At 74.3% G+C, this 15,088-nt stretch carries 14 protein-coding genes and 1 tRNA gene; 10 read left to right on the top strand and 5 right to left on the bottom strand.

Annotated elements, in window-relative coordinates:
• Positions 1 to 180: 180 nt before the first annotated feature.
• Positions 181 to 265: transfer RNA gene (locus tag ACFVU9_RS38530), tRNA-Leu, on the bottom strand.
• 291 nt (positions 266 to 556) lie between these two features.
• Between ACFVU9_RS38530 and ACFVU9_RS38525 the strand changes: the two genes are divergently transcribed.
• The 3 genes from ACFVU9_RS38525 (at position 557) to ACFVU9_RS38515 (ending at position 3,591) form a co-directional block, all read left to right on the top strand.
• On the top strand, positions 557 to 1,888 hold the full coding sequence (locus tag ACFVU9_RS38525) for a M20/M25/M40 family metallo-hydrolase (protein WP_380445486.1): 1,332 nt from the start codon (positions 557 to 559) through the stop codon (positions 1,886 to 1,888).
• 273 nt (positions 1,889 to 2,161) lie between these two features.
• Positions 2,162 to 2,404, top strand: a complete 243-nt coding sequence (locus ACFVU9_RS38520; protein WP_380445485.1) for a chaplin — start codon at positions 2,162 to 2,164, stop codon at positions 2,402 to 2,404.
• A 335-nt stretch (positions 2,405 to 2,739) separates the two neighbouring features.
• A complete protein-coding gene (locus tag ACFVU9_RS38515) occupies positions 2,740 to 3,591 on the top strand; it encodes a chaplin family protein (RefSeq protein WP_387601660.1) in 852 nt (283 codons plus the stop codon).
• Positions 3,592 to 3,816: 225 nt separating this feature from the next.
• On the opposite strand, the gene ACFVU9_RS38510 is transcribed toward ACFVU9_RS38515, so the two are convergent.
• Complete coding sequence (locus ACFVU9_RS38510) at positions 3,817 to 4,026, bottom strand: DUF5703 family protein (RefSeq protein WP_359972350.1); 210 nt, start codon at positions 4,024 to 4,026, stop codon at positions 3,817 to 3,819.
• A gap of 385 nt (positions 4,027 to 4,411) precedes the next feature.
• On the opposite strand from ACFVU9_RS38510, the gene ACFVU9_RS38505 reads away from it, so the two are divergent.
• Positions 4,412 to 5,017, top strand: coding sequence for a hypothetical protein (locus ACFVU9_RS38505; protein WP_359972352.1), 606 nt, complete (start codon positions 4,412 to 4,414; stop codon positions 5,015 to 5,017).
• A gap of 88 nt (positions 5,018 to 5,105) precedes the next feature.
• Here the strand turns inward: ACFVU9_RS38505 and ACFVU9_RS38500 are convergent, their stop codons facing one another.
• Together ACFVU9_RS38500 and ACFVU9_RS38495 are read right to left on the bottom strand one after the other, a co-directional pair.
• Positions 5,106 to 7,346, bottom strand: coding sequence for a helix-hairpin-helix domain-containing protein (locus tag ACFVU9_RS38500; RefSeq protein ID WP_387601656.1), 2,241 nt, complete (start codon positions 7,344 to 7,346; stop codon positions 5,106 to 5,108).
• 46 nt (positions 7,347 to 7,392) lie between these two features.
• Complete coding sequence (locus ACFVU9_RS38495; protein WP_380445482.1) at positions 7,393 to 8,373, bottom strand: aldo/keto reductase; 981 nt, start codon at positions 8,371 to 8,373, stop codon at positions 7,393 to 7,395.
• Positions 8,374 to 8,623: 250 nt separating this feature from the next.
• Here ACFVU9_RS38495 and ACFVU9_RS38490 point away from each other — a divergent pair, with 250 nt between their 5' ends.
• Positions 8,624 to 9,670, top strand: coding sequence for an LLM class F420-dependent oxidoreductase (locus ACFVU9_RS38490; RefSeq protein WP_387601653.1), 1,047 nt, complete (start codon positions 8,624 to 8,626; stop codon positions 9,668 to 9,670).
• A gap of 24 nt (positions 9,671 to 9,694) precedes the next feature.
• Here ACFVU9_RS38490 and ACFVU9_RS38485 read toward each other — a convergent pair whose 3' ends face one another.
• Positions 9,695 to 10,684 (bottom strand): magnesium and cobalt transport protein CorA, encoded by a 990-nt coding sequence (locus tag ACFVU9_RS38485; RefSeq protein ID WP_380504679.1) that lies wholly within the window; start codon positions 10,682 to 10,684, stop codon positions 9,695 to 9,697.
• A gap of 95 nt (positions 10,685 to 10,779) precedes the next feature.
• On the opposite strand from ACFVU9_RS38485, the gene ACFVU9_RS38480 reads away from it, so the two are divergent.
• The 5 genes from ACFVU9_RS38480 (at position 10,780) to ACFVU9_RS38460 (ending at position 14,998) form a co-directional block, all read left to right on the top strand.
• Positions 10,780 to 11,472 carry a histidine phosphatase family protein gene (locus ACFVU9_RS38480; RefSeq protein ID WP_387601649.1) on the top strand — a complete coding sequence of 231 codons (693 nt, stop codon included), beginning with the start codon at positions 10,780 to 10,782 and terminating at the stop codon, positions 11,470 to 11,472.
• A 144-nt stretch (positions 11,473 to 11,616) separates the two neighbouring features.
• Complete coding sequence (locus ACFVU9_RS38475; protein ID WP_380445478.1) at positions 11,617 to 12,183, top strand: DUF3090 domain-containing protein; 567 nt, start codon at positions 11,617 to 11,619, stop codon at positions 12,181 to 12,183.
• Between the two features lie 56 nt (positions 12,184 to 12,239).
• Positions 12,240 to 13,025, top strand: coding sequence for an SCO1664 family protein (locus ACFVU9_RS38470; protein WP_380445494.1), 786 nt, complete (start codon positions 12,240 to 12,242; stop codon positions 13,023 to 13,025).
• 63 nt (positions 13,026 to 13,088) lie between these two features.
• Positions 13,089 to 14,018: an AraC family transcriptional regulator gene (locus tag ACFVU9_RS38465; protein WP_380445477.1), complete on the top strand. Its 930-nt coding sequence runs from the start codon at positions 13,089 to 13,091 to the stop codon at positions 14,016 to 14,018.
• Positions 14,019 to 14,083: 65 nt separating this feature from the next.
• On the top strand, positions 14,084 to 14,998 hold the full coding sequence (locus ACFVU9_RS38460) for a carbohydrate-binding protein (protein ID WP_380504685.1): 915 nt from the start codon (positions 14,084 to 14,086) through the stop codon (positions 14,996 to 14,998).
• Positions 14,999 to 15,088 lie beyond the last annotated feature (90 nt).

Below are 15,088 nucleotides of genomic sequence, written 5' to 3'. Positions count from 1 at the left end.
CGCCCCGGGGCCCTCCCGGGCCGACGGCCAGTGTGGACTAGACCATTCCGTTGGGCAAGGGTGTCCATGTCATGTCCGCAACCCCCACCCGCCCCACGGCTCCTCGGAAACGGCCGGGAAACGGCCCCGGAAAACGCGAAATCCCCCCGGTGCTCTCGCGAGCCCCGAGGGGATGTTCCGTGTCCGAGGGGGGACTTGAACCCCCACGCCCGATAAAGGGCACTAGCACCTCAAGCTAGCGCGTCTGCCATTCCGCCACCCGGACCGGGTGTTGTCCTTGCGGCTTCCGTCTTTCCGTCGGCCGCGCTGACAGATGTAACTGTAGCAAAGATCGGCTTGCGTTCCCAAAACGGTTCCGCGCGGGGGAGCGGGGGCGGTGACACGGGCAAGGGACGGCGTGTGGCGGGGGCGTGACCAGGGGGTTTCGGGCCCGTGCGGGGGGTGGATCCCGGTGGGGGCCTGCGGGAGGATGGGCGGACGTGCTCGTACGGCCCGGGTGCAGATCCCGGGGGTGGCGCGCTGGTGCGCCGGTGCGGGCCAGAGACGAGGAGTGACCGTGAGCGAGCGGAGCGAGTCGGCGACACCGAGGGTGACGGCTGAGTCGGAGGTCGCCGGGATCTGTCGCGATCTGATCCGGATCGACACCAGCAACTACGGGGACGGCTCCGGGCCGGGCGAGCGGAAGGCCGCCGAGTACGTGGCCGAGCAGCTCGCCGAGTTCGGCGTCGAACCGCAGATCTTCGAATCGGCCAAGGGGCGGGCCTCGACCGTCGTCCGGATCGAGGGCGAGGACCGGTCCCGCCCGGGCCTGCTGATCCACGGCCACACCGACGTCGTCCCGGCGAACGCCGCCGACTGGACGTACGACCCGTTCGGCGGCGAGATCGCGGACGGCTGCGTGTGGGGCCGCGGCGCGGTCGACATGAAGGACATGGACGCGATGACCCTCGCCGTCGTCCGCGACCGGCTGCGCACCGGCCGCAAGCCCCCGCGCGACCTGGTGCTGGCCTTCGTCGCGGACGAGGAGGCCGGCGGCACGTACGGCGCGCGGTTCCTGGTGGACAAGCACCCGGAGCTGTTCGAGGGCGTGACCGAGGGCATCGGCGAGGTCGGCGGCTTCTCCTTCACGGTCAACGACCAGGTGCGCCTCTACCTGGTGGAGACGGCCGAGAAGGGCATGCACTGGATGCGCCTGACGGTCGAGGGCCGCGCCGGGCACGGCTCGATGGAGAACGACGACAACGCCATCACCGAGCTGTGCGAGGCCGTCGCCCGGCTGGGCCGGCACACGTTCCCGCTGCGGATCACCAAGACCGTCCGGGCCTTCCTGGACGAGCTGTCCGACGCCCTCGGGGTCGAGCTGGACCCGGAGAACATGGACGAGACGCTGCGGGTGCTCGGCGGTATCGCCAAGATGATCGGCACCACGCTGCGCAACACCGCCCAGCCGACCATGCTCGGCGCCGGCTACAAGGTGAACGTCATCCCCGGCCAGGCCTCCGCGCACGTGGACGGGCGCTTCCTGCCCGGCTACGAGGAGGAGTTCCTGGCCGAGCTGGACAGCGTCCTCGGCCCGCGCGTGAAGCGCGAGAGCCTGCACTCGGACAAGGCGATCGAGACGAGCTTCGACGGCGCGCTCGTCGAGGCGATGCAGACGGCGCTGCGCGCGGAGGACCCGATCGCCCGCGCGGTGCCGTACTGCCTGTCGGGCGGGACGGACGCCAAGTCGTTCCAGGACCTCGGGATCCGCTGCTTCGGCTTCGCGCCGCTCCAGCTGCCGCCGGAGCTGGACTTCGCCGGGATGTTCCACGGCGTGGACGAGCGCGTGCCGGTGGACGGGCTGAAGTTCGGCGTGCGCGTGCTGGACCGGTTCATCGACGCCTGCTGAGTCGGGCCCGCCGAGCCGAGCCGGCGTCCGAGTCGGGACGGCCCGCCCCCGGGGTTCGGGGGGCGGGCCGTCCGCATTGTCGGAGCTAATGATTTCGGACGCGGTCGGGGAGATCGACAGAAACGATCCTGCTTGGAATTCGGCGGTGGTCATGTGTACGAGTCCTCACCGTTGCGGGTGAATGGCAAATCTGTTCCGTACCCCGTTTGCCACACCGTCGTTCATCCCTGTGCAGCCCGCCGAACGGGTTGCGATGCCAAAACAGGAGGAATGATGAAGGTCAAGAAGATCGCCGCCGTCGCCGCTGCCACCGGTGGGCTGGTCCTCGCCGCCGCCGGTGTCGCGTCCGCCCACGGCGGTGCGGCGGCCGAGGGTGCTGCGGTCGCCTCGCCGGGTGTGGTCTCCGGCAACCTGGTGCAGGTCCCGGTTCACGTCCCGGTCAACGTCTGCGGCAACACCGTCAGCGTGATCGGCGTTCTGAACCCGACGTTCGGCAACCACTGCGCCAACTTCTAAGGCTCAGAAGCTTGGCCCCCGGCGGCGGGACTCCCCGCCGCCGGGGGTTCTTGCGTTTCTGAGGCGGGCCAGGGTGGCGGCGGGTCGGGGCGCCCGGATACGGCGAACGGACGCGTCCACTCGATCGGGTGAAGCTGATGCGTTCGGCCCAACCTCGCCGTGACTGTCTCGTTTACTCCTGTGCAGTCGAAGACCTTGCGGGATATCTGGATATTCGGAAAGTCCGACTTTCGGACGTTCGGAAGGTCGTCACGTCGTTTCGATACGTCATACGGATACGTCATACGTCAGGGGAATACATGAGGAATGTAGCCAAGAAGGGGATCCTCACGGCCGTGGCCACGGGCAGTGTCCTGGCCTCGACCGCCGGCTACGCCTACGCGGGCGCCGAGGCGCAGGGGGGTGCCGCGGGTTCGCCGGGTGTGGCCTCGGGCAACTCGGTGCAGGTGCCGGTCGAGGTGCCGATCAACGCCTGCGGCAACACCGTCGACGTGGTCGGCGCGCTCAACCCGTCCTACGGCAACCACTGCGCCAACGCGAGCGGCCACCAGGGCGGCGGGGGCGGTCAGGGCGGCGGCAAGAGCGACAACGGCGGTGCCACCCGCGGCTCCTCCGCCTCGGGCGCCTCGGCGTCCGGCACCGCGACCGACTCGCCCGGCGTGGCCTCCGGCAACAGCGTCCAGGCCCCGGTGCACATCCCGGTCAACGCCTGCGGCAACTCGGTGAACGTCGTCGGCGTCGGCAACCCGGCCTTCGGCAACGCCTGCGGCAACGTCGCGCCGCCGGCTCCCCGGCCGACCGACGACTGCCCCGAGAGCCACGCTCCCACCCCGCCGTCCGGCGCCCCGTCCACCACCCCGCCGCAGGGCGGCGGTGAGACTTCGCCGGGCAGCGGCCGCACCGGCGGCTCGTCCACCGGCAGCACCCCGGGCGCCCCGGCCGCCTCCACCCCGGCCGTCGGGTCGGCCGCGGGCGGCAACAGCGGTGGCGGCAGCGGCGGACCGGGCAGCGGTGCCGTCCCGGCCGCGGCCCACACGAGCGGCGTGGCCACCACGGCCGCCGCCGCCACCGGCAGCCAGCTGGCGTCGACCGGCGCGGGCGACGTCGAGCCGCTCGGCGCGGCCGGCCTCGCGCTGCTGCTCGGCGGTGGCGTGCTCTACCGCCGGGCCCGCGCCGGCGCCCGCTGAGGCGCTCCGGGCACGGAACGACGCGCGCCCGCGGCCTCCGGGAGGACCGGACGGCCGCGGGCGCGTGGACGCCGGGCGCGAACCGTGCCGTGAATCGAGTCCTGAGCCGTGCCGCGAGCGGTGTGCGCTGAGTGGTGTGCCCTGAGCGGTGTGCGCCGAGCGGTGCGGTGCGCCGTGTGGTCGGCCGCCCCGTACCGGCCGTCCGGTGCGGGGCCGCCCCGCCCGTCACCAGTTGCGGACCTGCCGGATGATCCGCCGCCGCAGCCGGACCGTCCGGCTCCCGTCCGGGAAGAGCCGTAGCCGGTCGAGCTCCCAGTGTCCGTACTCGGCGTGCTCGGTGAGCAGTTGGCGTGCCGCGTTCCGCGAGGTGCCGCGCGGCATGCGCAGGGACTGGTACTCGTACTCCGGCTGCCGGACCGTCTTCGGTGGGGTCAAAACGCTCCTCCTGAGGTTCGCCTGCCTGCAAGCCTACGGCCTGGCTCCGACAGCGGGCCCGGGTATTTCCGGTCGACCTCCCGCCGGCCGGCCCGGTCCCGGAGGCCGCCGGCGGGCCGCCCGGGGGGCGCTGGACGGCCGCCCGGCCACCCCCTCCGCTGACTGTGCATCAGTTCCGTTGCTCCTGTGGACGGGATACCCCGATCCCGGCGCGCGAAGCCGTCCGTGAACGGCCGAGGTGAGCCGTCCGCACTCCTCGTGCGCCGGGTTCGCGCGGGGACGAAAGCGAGCAGATCGGACATCAGGGGGGAAGTTGCGGTGAAATCGCGGGTGTAGGTGACAACCGCTGTGCGTACCGACACCGCGGGGAGATAGCGTCTGCACCATGTCTGATGCCGCGCAGCCCACCATTGCCGAGGTACGCGCCGCCGCCGAGGCGGTCAAGGCCGCCATCGACCGTCATCTGGAAGCGGTGTCAAGCCCCAGCGCAGCGGATGATCCCGCTGTGTCCGCCGCCTACGAGCAGCTCGCGACGGCGGCCATCGCCTACGACCAACTCCTGTACGAGGTCTACGACGAGGTCACCCCCTTCGAGGTCCCCGGGGACGAGGGCCCCGGGGGCTACCACGGCCCCGAACAGCCCGAGGCGATCAGCGTGCTGATCCGCCGCGACTACCACGTCGTCGACCCCAAGCGGCTGCGCGCCCAGGCCGAGCGGCTCGACGAGTCGCTCACCCCGGGCGGGGGCGGCGAGGGCGGCGTGAACGCCGCGATCGGTGTGCTGTTCGGCGAGTACGAGCCGGACGAGATCGCGGCCCGCAGCGAGGAGTTCGGCCTGGAGGAGGCCGACTCGACGCTCTGGGTCGCGGCGGCCGAGCCGACCGAGCCGGGGGAGTGGCTGCCGGAGCCCTTCGACCACGCCGACCCGCAGCTGCTCATCTGCCGGTTCGACGTGAGCGAGGTCTACGACGACGAGGACCTCGACGACTGACGCGGCCAGGACGTGCGAGCGGGCGGCCCCCACGGCGTGGGAGCCGCCCGCTCTCTTTCGTTCCCGTCCCCGTTCTCCGGGCCGGGCCTCAGTACTCCGCGGCGGCGTTCTCCGCGAGGATCGCCCGCAGCCGGGTGGTGCGCGGTTGCGCCGGGCGCTCGGCGACGGCCTGGGCGAGCGCCGGGCCCGCCGCGTGCACCACGGACAGGTGGCGCTCGCCGCGCCCGAAGGCGGTGTAGACCCACTGCCGGGTCAGCGCCGGGCCGGCGTCCTCCGGCAGCACGACCACCGCGCCGGGCCAGCGCCGGCCGAGCGCCTGGTGGACGGTGAGCGCCCAGCCGTGCCGCAGCCGTGCGGCGTCCGCGGGCGGAACCGTCCGGCGGGTGCCGTCCGCGTACTCCAGGTGCAGCCCGGCGGCGTCGCCGTCGAGCACCCGGGCCGGGCGGGTGATGCCCGGAGCGGGCGACTCGACCACCCGGTCGCCCGGGTCGAAGCCGCCGAACCGGCCGGGGCCGGGGTTGAGCCGGGCCTTGGCGGCGGCGTTGAGCGCCCGCGTGCCGCCCGGGCCGCCGTGGCCGGGGGTGAGCAGGACGACCTCCTCGGCCGGGATGCCGAGGGCGCGCGGGATCGAGTCGGTGAGCAGCTGGACGGCGCGGTGGACCGCCTCGGCGCCGTCCCTGGCGGTCAGGATGACCACCTCCTTGTCCGGCGCCTCGACCGGCTGCAGTTCGCCGATGCCGATGCCCGAGACCAGCTCGCCGATCGGGCCGAAGTCCGGGGTGCGGGAGGCGACCGCCGGACAGACCTTGGCGGCCAGCAGGTCGGCGAAGAACCGCCCGGGGCCGGCCGACCAGAGCTGGCCGGGGTCGCCGCTGAGCACCAGCCGGGTGCCGTCGGCGAGCGACTCCAGGACGGTGGCGGCGAGTTCGACGTCCAGCAGCGGGGCGTCGAGGACGACCAGGAGGTCCAGGGCGAGCGTGCCGTCGGACGAGCGGCCGGGGCCGCCGGTGCCGGAGAGCAGCTCGGCGAGCGTGACGACCCGGGCGTCGGGCCCGGCGAGGGCGGCGAAGGCGGCGCGGCCCTGGTCGGTCCAGGTGGCGGCCCAGGCGCGCAGCCCGAGGCCGGCGGCGATGGTGAGCAGCGCGGCCGGTTCGGCACGGGCGGCGTCGCCGCCGGTGTGCAGGACGAGGGCGCTGTCGGCGACGGCCCGGACGAGCGCCGTCGCGGACGAGGACGGCGCGGCCTCGGCGGCGGCGGCCCACGCCGTCGGGCCGGGGGCGTGGGCGGGGGCCTCGGCCGGCGCGGCGGCCTCGGCGGCCTCGGCGGCCTCGGCTGGCTCAGCGGGCGCGGCGGGCGCGGCGGAGTCCTGAGCGCCCTCGTCATGGGACCCGTCGGTCTCGGAAGCGGCAGCCTCATCCTCCGAGCCGCCCTCATCCTCCGGCGCCGCGGCGACGTCCTCGGCATCGTCGGGGTCCTCGCCCGGCACGAACGTGGCCATCAGCTGGAGCAGGCCCTCCGCGAGGCTGTCCTCCGCCATCGCCAGCCGCTCCAGCGCGAGCAGCGTCCGGGTCGGCGGCTCGTCGTCCTCGTCGCCCGATCCGTGCGCCTCGGGCCCGGTCACCTCCTCCTGGAAGGGCAGCACCCGCCCGTCCTCGACGGCGGCCTGGATCGCGGCGGCCGGCTCCGGCATGCGGAGGCGTTCGAGCCCGGCCGCGACCTCGGCGAGTTCCAGGGCGGAGTGCCCGCGCAGCACGGCCTGTTCCAGCAGCCACAGCACGAGGGCCTGGGCGCGCCGGGCGTCGCCCGCTTCGGCGTCGGGGCCGAGCAACGCGCGGGCGAAGCGGTCCGCGTGCTCCGGGCGGACGCCGGGCAGGCCGAGCACGGCCCACGGGTCCGCCCGCAGCCGCTCGGCGGCGTCGTCGCCGAACTCGGCGACGGCGGCGGCCGCGAGCTCGGCGGGAGCGCCGCCCGCGGTGAGGACCTCGGCGGTGGCGCGCAGGGCGTCGGCCGGCTGCTCGCCGCCGCCGTCGGCGCGCGCGGACGACGCGGCGGCGGCCGACGGGGCAGCCGGGCCGGAGCCCGCGGCAGGCTGCGGCACGGCGGCGGAACCACCCGCCGGAGCACCTGCCGGAGCGGCCGCCGAAGCGGGCGCCGCCGCCTGCGGCCCGACGCTGCGGATCCGCTGCGCCAGCTCGGCGATCGCCGCGGCCTTGTCGGCCGGACCCGCCGGACCCGCCGGACTCACCGGACCCGCCGGACTCACCGGACCCGCCGGACCCGCCGGACCCGCCGAGCCGGCCTCCGGAGCGCCGTTCTCCGTGTCACTCATCGTCCGCTCCAAAGGTCACTCCACTGCGTGTGTTGCTCGACAGGGGTCAGAGCTCGGTCCACCCCTGGTCCGGGTAGCGGTGCACCGGGGACGAGATGTCGTCCAGCGCGCCGCGGATCTCACCCGGAAGCGTAAGCGCCTCCACCGACAGCGCCGCCTGCAGCTGTGCCGCCGTCCGCGCCCCGACCAGCGCGCTCGCCACCCCGGGCCGGTCCCGCACCCATGCGAGGGCGACCGCGAGCGGGCTGCTGGCGAGCCCGTCCGCGGCGGTCGCGACGGCGTCGACGATCCGCCGCGAGCGCTCCCCGAGGTAGGGCTGGACGAAGCCGGTCAGGTAGGGCGAGGCGCCGCGCGAGTCCTGCGGGACGCCGTGCCGGTACTTGCCGGTGAGCACCCCGCGGCCGAGCGGCGACGAGGCGAGCAGCCCTACACCGGCGTCCAGGGCGGCGGGCAGCGCCTCGCGCTCGATGCCGCGCTGGAGGAGCGAGTACTCCAGCTGCGCCCCGGCGAGCGGGGTCCGTCCGTGGTGCGCGCTCTGCCAGGTGGCGGCCCTGGCGAGCTGCCAGCCGCTGTAGTCGCAGACCCCGGCGTACCGGGCGCGCCCGGAGTTGACGGCGATGTCGAGGGCGCTGAGCGTCTCCTCGGCGGGCGTGCCGGGGTCGAACGCGTGCACCTGCCACAGGTCGACGTAGTCGGTGCCGAGCCGGCGCAGCGAGGCGTCGAGGGCGGCGAGGAGGTGGCCGCGCGAGCAGTCGAAGCGGCGGCGGGACTCCGGGACGCTGCCGGCCTTGGTGGCGATGACGAGTTCGGAGCGGGGGACGAGGCTGTCGGTGAGGCGGGAGAGGAGGTACTCGGCGCCGCCGTCGGCGTACACGTCGGCGGTGTCGACCAGGTTGCCGCCGGCGTCGACGAACTCCTTGAGCTGCTCGCCGGCCTCGTGCTCGTCGGTGTCGCGGCCCCAGGTCATGGTGCCGAGGCCGAGCCGGGAGACCTGAAGGCCGGTACGGCCGAGGTGACGATGTTCCATCCGACGGGCCCTCCACTCGGCGGGCCCGGGGCGCCCCCGATGGCCCTGTGAACGCGCAGGTGGGAACGGGACTCCCCACGTCGGCTGAGCGTAGCGGCCGGTGCACGGACAGGTGCGCAGACCCGCAGGACGATCAACGCCGGGCGGCCTGCGGCGCGGTGGCCGGATCCGCCGCTACCGACCAGTAGCATCACCGCGGGGCACCCGGTTACCCTCACCACCAAGCCCACCCGACTGGAAGGTTCGGCACATGCGACTCGGCATCAACCTCGGCTACTGGGGACTCGGCATGGACGCCGACAACATCGCCGTGGCCCAGGAGGCGGACCGGCTGGGCTACTCGGTGTGCTGGGCGGCCGAGGCGTACGGCTCGGACGCGGCGACCGTGCTCAGCTTCGTCGCGGCGAGGACCGAGCGGATCGACGTCGGTTCGGCCATCTTCCAGATCCCGGCCCGCACCCCGGCCATGACCGCGATGACCGCCGCGACCTTGGACACCCTGTCCGGCGGCCGGTTCCGGCTCGGCCTCGGCGTCTCGGGCCCGCAGGTCTCCGAGGGCTGGTACGGCGTGAAGTTCGACAAGCCGCTCGCCCGCACCCGGGAGTACGTGGAGATCATCCGCAAGGCGATGTCCCGCGAGCGCCTGGTGCACGAGGGGCAGCACTGGACGCTGCCGCTGCCCGGCGGCCCCGGCAAGCCGATCAAGCTGACCGTCCACCCGGTGCGCGAGCACATCCCGCTGTACATCGCCGCGATCGGCCCGAAGAACCTGGAGCTGACCGGCGAGATCGCCGACGGCTGGCTCGGCATCTTCTTCTCGCCCGAGCACGCCGGGCTCTCCCTCGACGCGCTGCGGGCCGGCCGCGAGAAGAGCGGGCTGACGCTCGACGGCTTCGACCTCTGCCCGACGGTGAACGTCGTGGTCGGCGAGGACATCAAGGCCGGCGTCGACTCGCTGCGCTCCTACGCGGCGCTGTACATCGGCGGCATGGGCAGCAAGGAGAAGAACTTCTACAACCAGCTCGCCCGGCGCATGGGTTACGAGCAGGCCGCCGACGAGGTCCAGGAGAAGTACCTGGCCAAGGACTACGCGGGCGCCGCCGCGGCCGTCCCGCACGACCTGATCGACGCCACCGCGCTGATCGGCGACACCGCCCGCATCGCCGACCGCATGCAGGCCTACGCCGAGGCGGGCGTCACCACGCTCACCCTGGCCCCCGGCGGCTTCGGCCTCGACGAGCGGATCCAGGCGCTGCGCACGGGAGTCGAGGCCCTGGAGCGCGCCGGCCTCGCCTAGGAGTGTCCTGGCGCCAAGCGGCTCCTACAGCCAGTCGTGCCGCTTGAACACCCGGTGCAGCACCACGCAGACGACCGCCATCAGCCCGAGGACCGCCGGGTACCCCCAGGGCTGGTGCAGTTCGGGCATGTCGTCGAAGTTCATGCCGTAGACGCCGGCGATCATCGTCGGCACCGCGGCGAGCGCCGCCCAGGCGGAGATCTTCCGCATGTCGTCGTTCTGCTGCACGCTGACCTGCGCCAGGTTGGCGGCGAGGATGTCGGACAGCAGCCGGTCCATGCCGTCCACCTGGTCGTTCACCCGGGCCAGGTGGTCGGCGACGTCCCGCAGGTAGGGCGCCGCCTCGGGGCGCACGAAGGCGGCGCCGCGCTCCAGGCGCGACATCGGCTCCAGCAACGGACCGGTGGCCCGGCGGACGGTCATCACCTGCCGCTTGGCGCCGTAGATCCGCCCGGCCGCGTCGCTGCCGGTGCGGCCGGGGGCGAAGATCTCCGCCTCCAGCTCGTCCAGGTCGTTCTGGAGCGCGGCGGCGACGTCCACGTAGCTGTCGACGACGGTGTCGCAGACGGAGTGCAGCACCGAACTCGGGCCGTACGTGACGAGGTCGGGCCGGTGCTCCAGCGCCTGCCGCAGGCCGCCGGGCGGGCTGTCCCCGCCGTGCCGGACGGTCAGCACGAAGTCGGCGCCGACGAAGACCATCACCTCGCCGGTGGTCACCTCGCGGGCGTCCGGGTGGTAGCCGAGGGACTTGAGCACGACGAACAGCGAGCCCTGGTAGGCCTCGACCTTGGGCCGCTGGTGGGCGCTCGCGGCGTCCTCGACGGCCAGCGGGTGCAGCCCGAACTCCGCGCTGACCCGGCCGAGTTCCTCGGCGGTCGGCTCGAAGAGGCCTATCCAGACGAAGCCGCCGGGCCCGGCGGCCGCGGCGGCTCCGCGGGTGCCCGCCGGGCCGGGCAGCTCCTCGACCAGACGGCCGTCGCGGTAGATGGCGCAGTGGACGATCATGCGGGCCATTGTGGCCCGGGGGCCCCGGCCCGCCCCGGACCGAGCCCGCCACGGAGAGCCGCCCGCCGCCCGCGCCCCCGCGCGGAGGCCGTAGGCTAGGCCCCATGCCGACCCTGCTGCTCGTCCGCCACGGCCGCTCCACCGCGAACACCGCCGGGATCCTGGCCGGTTGGACGCCCGGGGTGGACCTCGACGACACCGGGCGCGCGCAGGCCGCCGCGCTCGCGGACCGGCTCGCCGGCATCCCGCTGGCGCAGGTCGTCAGCAGCCCGCTGGAGCGCTGCCGGCAGACCCTGGAGCCGCTGCTCGCCGCCCGGCCCGAGCTGGGCGGTCCCGCCGTCGACGAGCGGCTCGGCGAGTGCCACTACGGCGAGTGGACCGGTCGCCCGCTGGCCGAGCTGGCCAAGGAGCCGCTGTGGCGCACCGTCCAGGACCACGCCGCCGCCGCGGCGTTCCCCGGCGGTGAGTCGCTGCGCGAGCTGAGCCACCGTACGGTGGACGCGGTGCGCGAGCGGAACGGGAAGATCGCCGCCGAGCACGGCGACGACGCGGTCTGGCTGGCCTGTTCGCACGGCGACGTCATCAAGGCGGTCGTCGCCGACGCGCTCGGCCTGCACCTGGACCACTTCCAGCGGATCAGCGTCGAGCCGTGCTCGGTCACCGTGATCCGCTACACGCCGCAGCGCCCCTTCGTGCTGAGAATGGGCGACACCGGTGACCTGGCCTCGCTCGCGCCCCGGCACGGCGCGGCGCCGGCCGCGCCGGCCGGTGACGCCGTGGTCGGCGGCACCGCCTGACCCACCAGGTGCCATCCCGGCCCTGGCCTCCGGCTCGGCTCCCCCGGCGGGGCCCGGAGGTCGTAGGGTGACTAACGAGTCCAACGATCCCGCGCGATCCCCCCGGCGGATCCGCATCAGAGCGACACGATCCGGAGCGAGAGCGTGCCCCGTCAGGTCTTCTTCTACGACCAGCCCGAACGGTTCGTGGCCGGCACCGTCGGCCAGCCCGGCGCCCGGGCGTTCTACCTGCAGGCCAGCGCGCGGGGCCGGATCACCAGCGTGCTGCTGGAGAAGACCCAGGTCGCCGCGCTCGCCGAGCGGATCGAGGAGGTCCTGGACGAGGCGCTGCGGCGCAGCGGCGGGGACCCCGCCATCCCGGCCGCCGCCCCGCAGGACCTGCTCGACACCGCGCCGCTGGACCTGCCGCTGGAGCAGGAGTTCCGGGTCGGCACGATGGCCCTGGCCTGGGACAGCGTGGACGGCTGCCTCGTGGTCGAGGCGCAGGCGCTGGTCGAGGAGGAGGACGAGGAGGCCGCCGAGGCGGTGTTCGAGGACGACGACGACGGCCCGGACATGCTGCGCGTGCGGCTGTCCGGCGCGATGGCCCGGGTGTTCGCCAAGCGCGCGCTGGACCTCGTCGCGGCCGGCCGCAAGCCCTGCCCGTTCTGCAACCTGCCGCTCGACCCGGAGGGCCACCTGTGCCCGCGCGCGAACGGCTACCGGCGCTGAACACCGAGACCCCGCCCCAGGCGGACCCGGCCGCGGCCGCGGCCCTCGCCGCCGACGTGCCCACCGCCCTGGCGCTGCTGCGCGAGGGCGGGCTGACGGTGCACGGCCGCCTCACCGAGGCCTCCAACGCGGCCCTCTACTGCACCGTCGCGCTCGGCTCGCTGAGTGCTCAGGCGGTCTACAAGCCGGTGGCCGGCGAGCGCCCGCTGTGGGACTTCCCGGACGGCACGCTCGCGGGCCGCGAGGTCGCCGCGTACGAGCTGTCCGCCGCCACCGGCTGGGCGCTGGTCCCGCCGACGGTGCTGCGCGACGGACCGCACGGGCCCGGCATGGTGCAGCTGTGGGTCGAGCCGGATCCGGAGGCCGACCCGCTGCTGGCCCTCCAGGACCCGTCCGGCCCGGAGCCGGGCTGGCTGCCGATCGTCCGGGCGGAGGTCGGCGGCGGGCGCACCGCGCTGCTGGTCCACCACGACGACGACCGGCTGCGCCGGCTCGCGGTGCTGGACGCGGTCCTCAACAACGCCGACCGCAAGGGCGGTCACCTGATCCCGGCGGCCGACGGCCGGGTCTACGGCATCGACCACGGCGTCACCTTCAACACCGAGGGCAAGCTGCGCACGCTGCTGTGGGGCTGGGCCGGGGATCCGCTGTCGGCCGAGGCGCTGGAGATGCTGGCCCGGCTGGCCGGGGAGCTGGACGGCGAGCTCGGTGCGCGCCTGGCCCCGCACCTGACGGCCGCCGAACTGGCCGCGACGCGCGCCCGGGTGGACGGGCTGCGCGGGACGGGGCTGCACCCGCTGCCGTCCGAGGACTGGCCCGCGATCCCCTGGCCGCCGGTGTAGGGCGTGTCCTTCGGCTGAATCGGTGGTATGGACCTGTCAGGCGGGCCGGAGCACACTGCTCCGATGGACGCACGACGGACCACCCCCACTCCCCGTGCCACGCCGGACCTGCCGCTGCACCGCCTCCAGGTCCCGCTGCCGCACCTGCTCCCGTTCGCCATCGGCACGTTCGACACGATCGGCCCGCTCTCCCGGGCCGGCTTCCCCCACCGGCACTCCTTCTACGAGATCGTGCACGTCACCGGCGGGCGCGGCGCGCACGTCCTGGACCTGGTTCACCGGCCGCTGGCACCACCGCAGTTGTGCGTGATCGCGCCCGGCCAGGTGCACTACTGGGCGGACGCGGACGAACTCGCGGGCCGGGTCGTCCTGTTCAACGAGGACTTCCTGCTCGGCCGGCCGCGCGACCTCGCCGCCCTGCGCGCCCTGGCCACCCGGCCGGGCCTCGACCTCGGCGACCAGGCAGACCCGGTGGGCGCTCTGCTCGCCGACATGGAGCACGAGTTCCTGACCACGCCGCCCGGATTCCAGGGTGTGCTGCAGGCCAGTCTGCACATCCTGATCGTCCGCGCCCTGCGCGCCGCCTCCCCGGGCGAGCCGGGGGCGATCTCGGGCCGCCCGGGTGAACTGGCCGCCGCCTTCACCCGGTTGATCGCCCGGCCCGGCGGGGTGCGGCACTCGGTGGCCTCCAGCGCACAGGAACTCGGCGTTTCCCCGGGCCACTTGCAGACGCTCGTCAAACAGGCCACCGGCCGGACACCGGGCGGGCTGATCCGCCGCCAGCAGACCCTGGAGGCCAAACGCCTGCTCGCCTGCACGACTTTGACGGTTCGTCAGGTTGCTCAAGAGGCCGGGTTCGCCGATCCGGCCTACTTCTGCCGCTTCTTCCGGCGGGAGACCGGCATGACGCCGGGGGAGTTCCGGACCGGGGTCGGCGGAAATCACCACGATCCCAGGATCGCGTCCATCGCGGCGCGCCCGGACGGCCCGTAGGTTTGCCGATGGCCACCGGTGGCCGCGCCGGCGCGCGCGGACGGCCGACCGGTCCGGCCCTTGTCATGCCCCCACCACGACAAGGGCCACCCCCCGCTTCCGTCATCCGTGCCCCCCGAAGGAGCAGGCACATGCCCACCCCCGACGGCAGGATCAGCCGCAAGACCGTCCTGAAGGCCGCCGCGGCGCTCGGCGCCGCCCCGCTGCTGTTCGGCGGCGGCGTCGCGCTCGCCCGCGAACAGGCCGGCAGCGGCCGCGCCCTGACCCCCACCCCGGCCTGCCACGACGGCGACGAGCCCACCATCGAGCAGACCGAGGGCCCCTACTTCAAACCCGACTCCCCGCTGCGCGCCGACCTGTCCGCGGACGGGCCCGGCACCCCGCTGACCGTCAGCGGCTACGTCTTCGGCCGGGCCTGCCTGCCGATCTCAGGCGTGCTGCTGGACTTCTGGCAGGCCGACGACGGCGGCGCCTACGACAACGCCGGCTACACCTTCCGCGGCCACCAGTTCACCGACGCCCAGGGCGCGTTCCGGCTCACCACGATCGTCCCCGGCCTCTACCCCGGCCGCACCCGGCACCTGCACGTCAAGCTCCAGGCCCCCGGCCGGCCGGTGCTCACCACCCAGCTCTACTTCCCCGGCGAGCCCCGCAACAACACCGACACCATCTTCGACGCCCGGCTGCTGATGAACGTTCGCCAGTCCGGCCCCGGCGAGGAGGGCTCGTACGACTTCGTCCTGGACGTCCCGCAGACCCCCGGCAGCCCGAGCCCGACGCCGACCCCGACGCCGACCCCCACCGGGACCCCGACCGGCACGCCCACCCCGCCGCCCGGCGGCAGCTGGTCCCCGGGCCGGACCTACGCCGCGGGCGACCGCGTCACCTACTCCGGCGCCTCCTACGTCTGCCTCCAGGCGCACACCGCCATGGCCGGCTGGGAGCCGCCGAACGTACCGGCCCTCTGGCAGCGGTCCTAGAAGGCTGATGAAGATCTTGGTGTGATCGGGGCTGCCGCTGTCAGGCGGCAGCCCCGATCTGCCAGGTGGTGCCGTTGTGGGTGAGTCCGA

The organism is Kitasatospora sp. NPDC057936 (genome assembly GCF_042887525.1).
Classification (GTDB): Bacteria; Actinomycetota; Actinomycetes; order Streptomycetales; family Streptomycetaceae; genus Kitasatospora.
The sequence above is the reverse complement of the archived record's forward strand: the minus strand, read 5'-3'. Positions and strand labels throughout refer to the sequence as shown.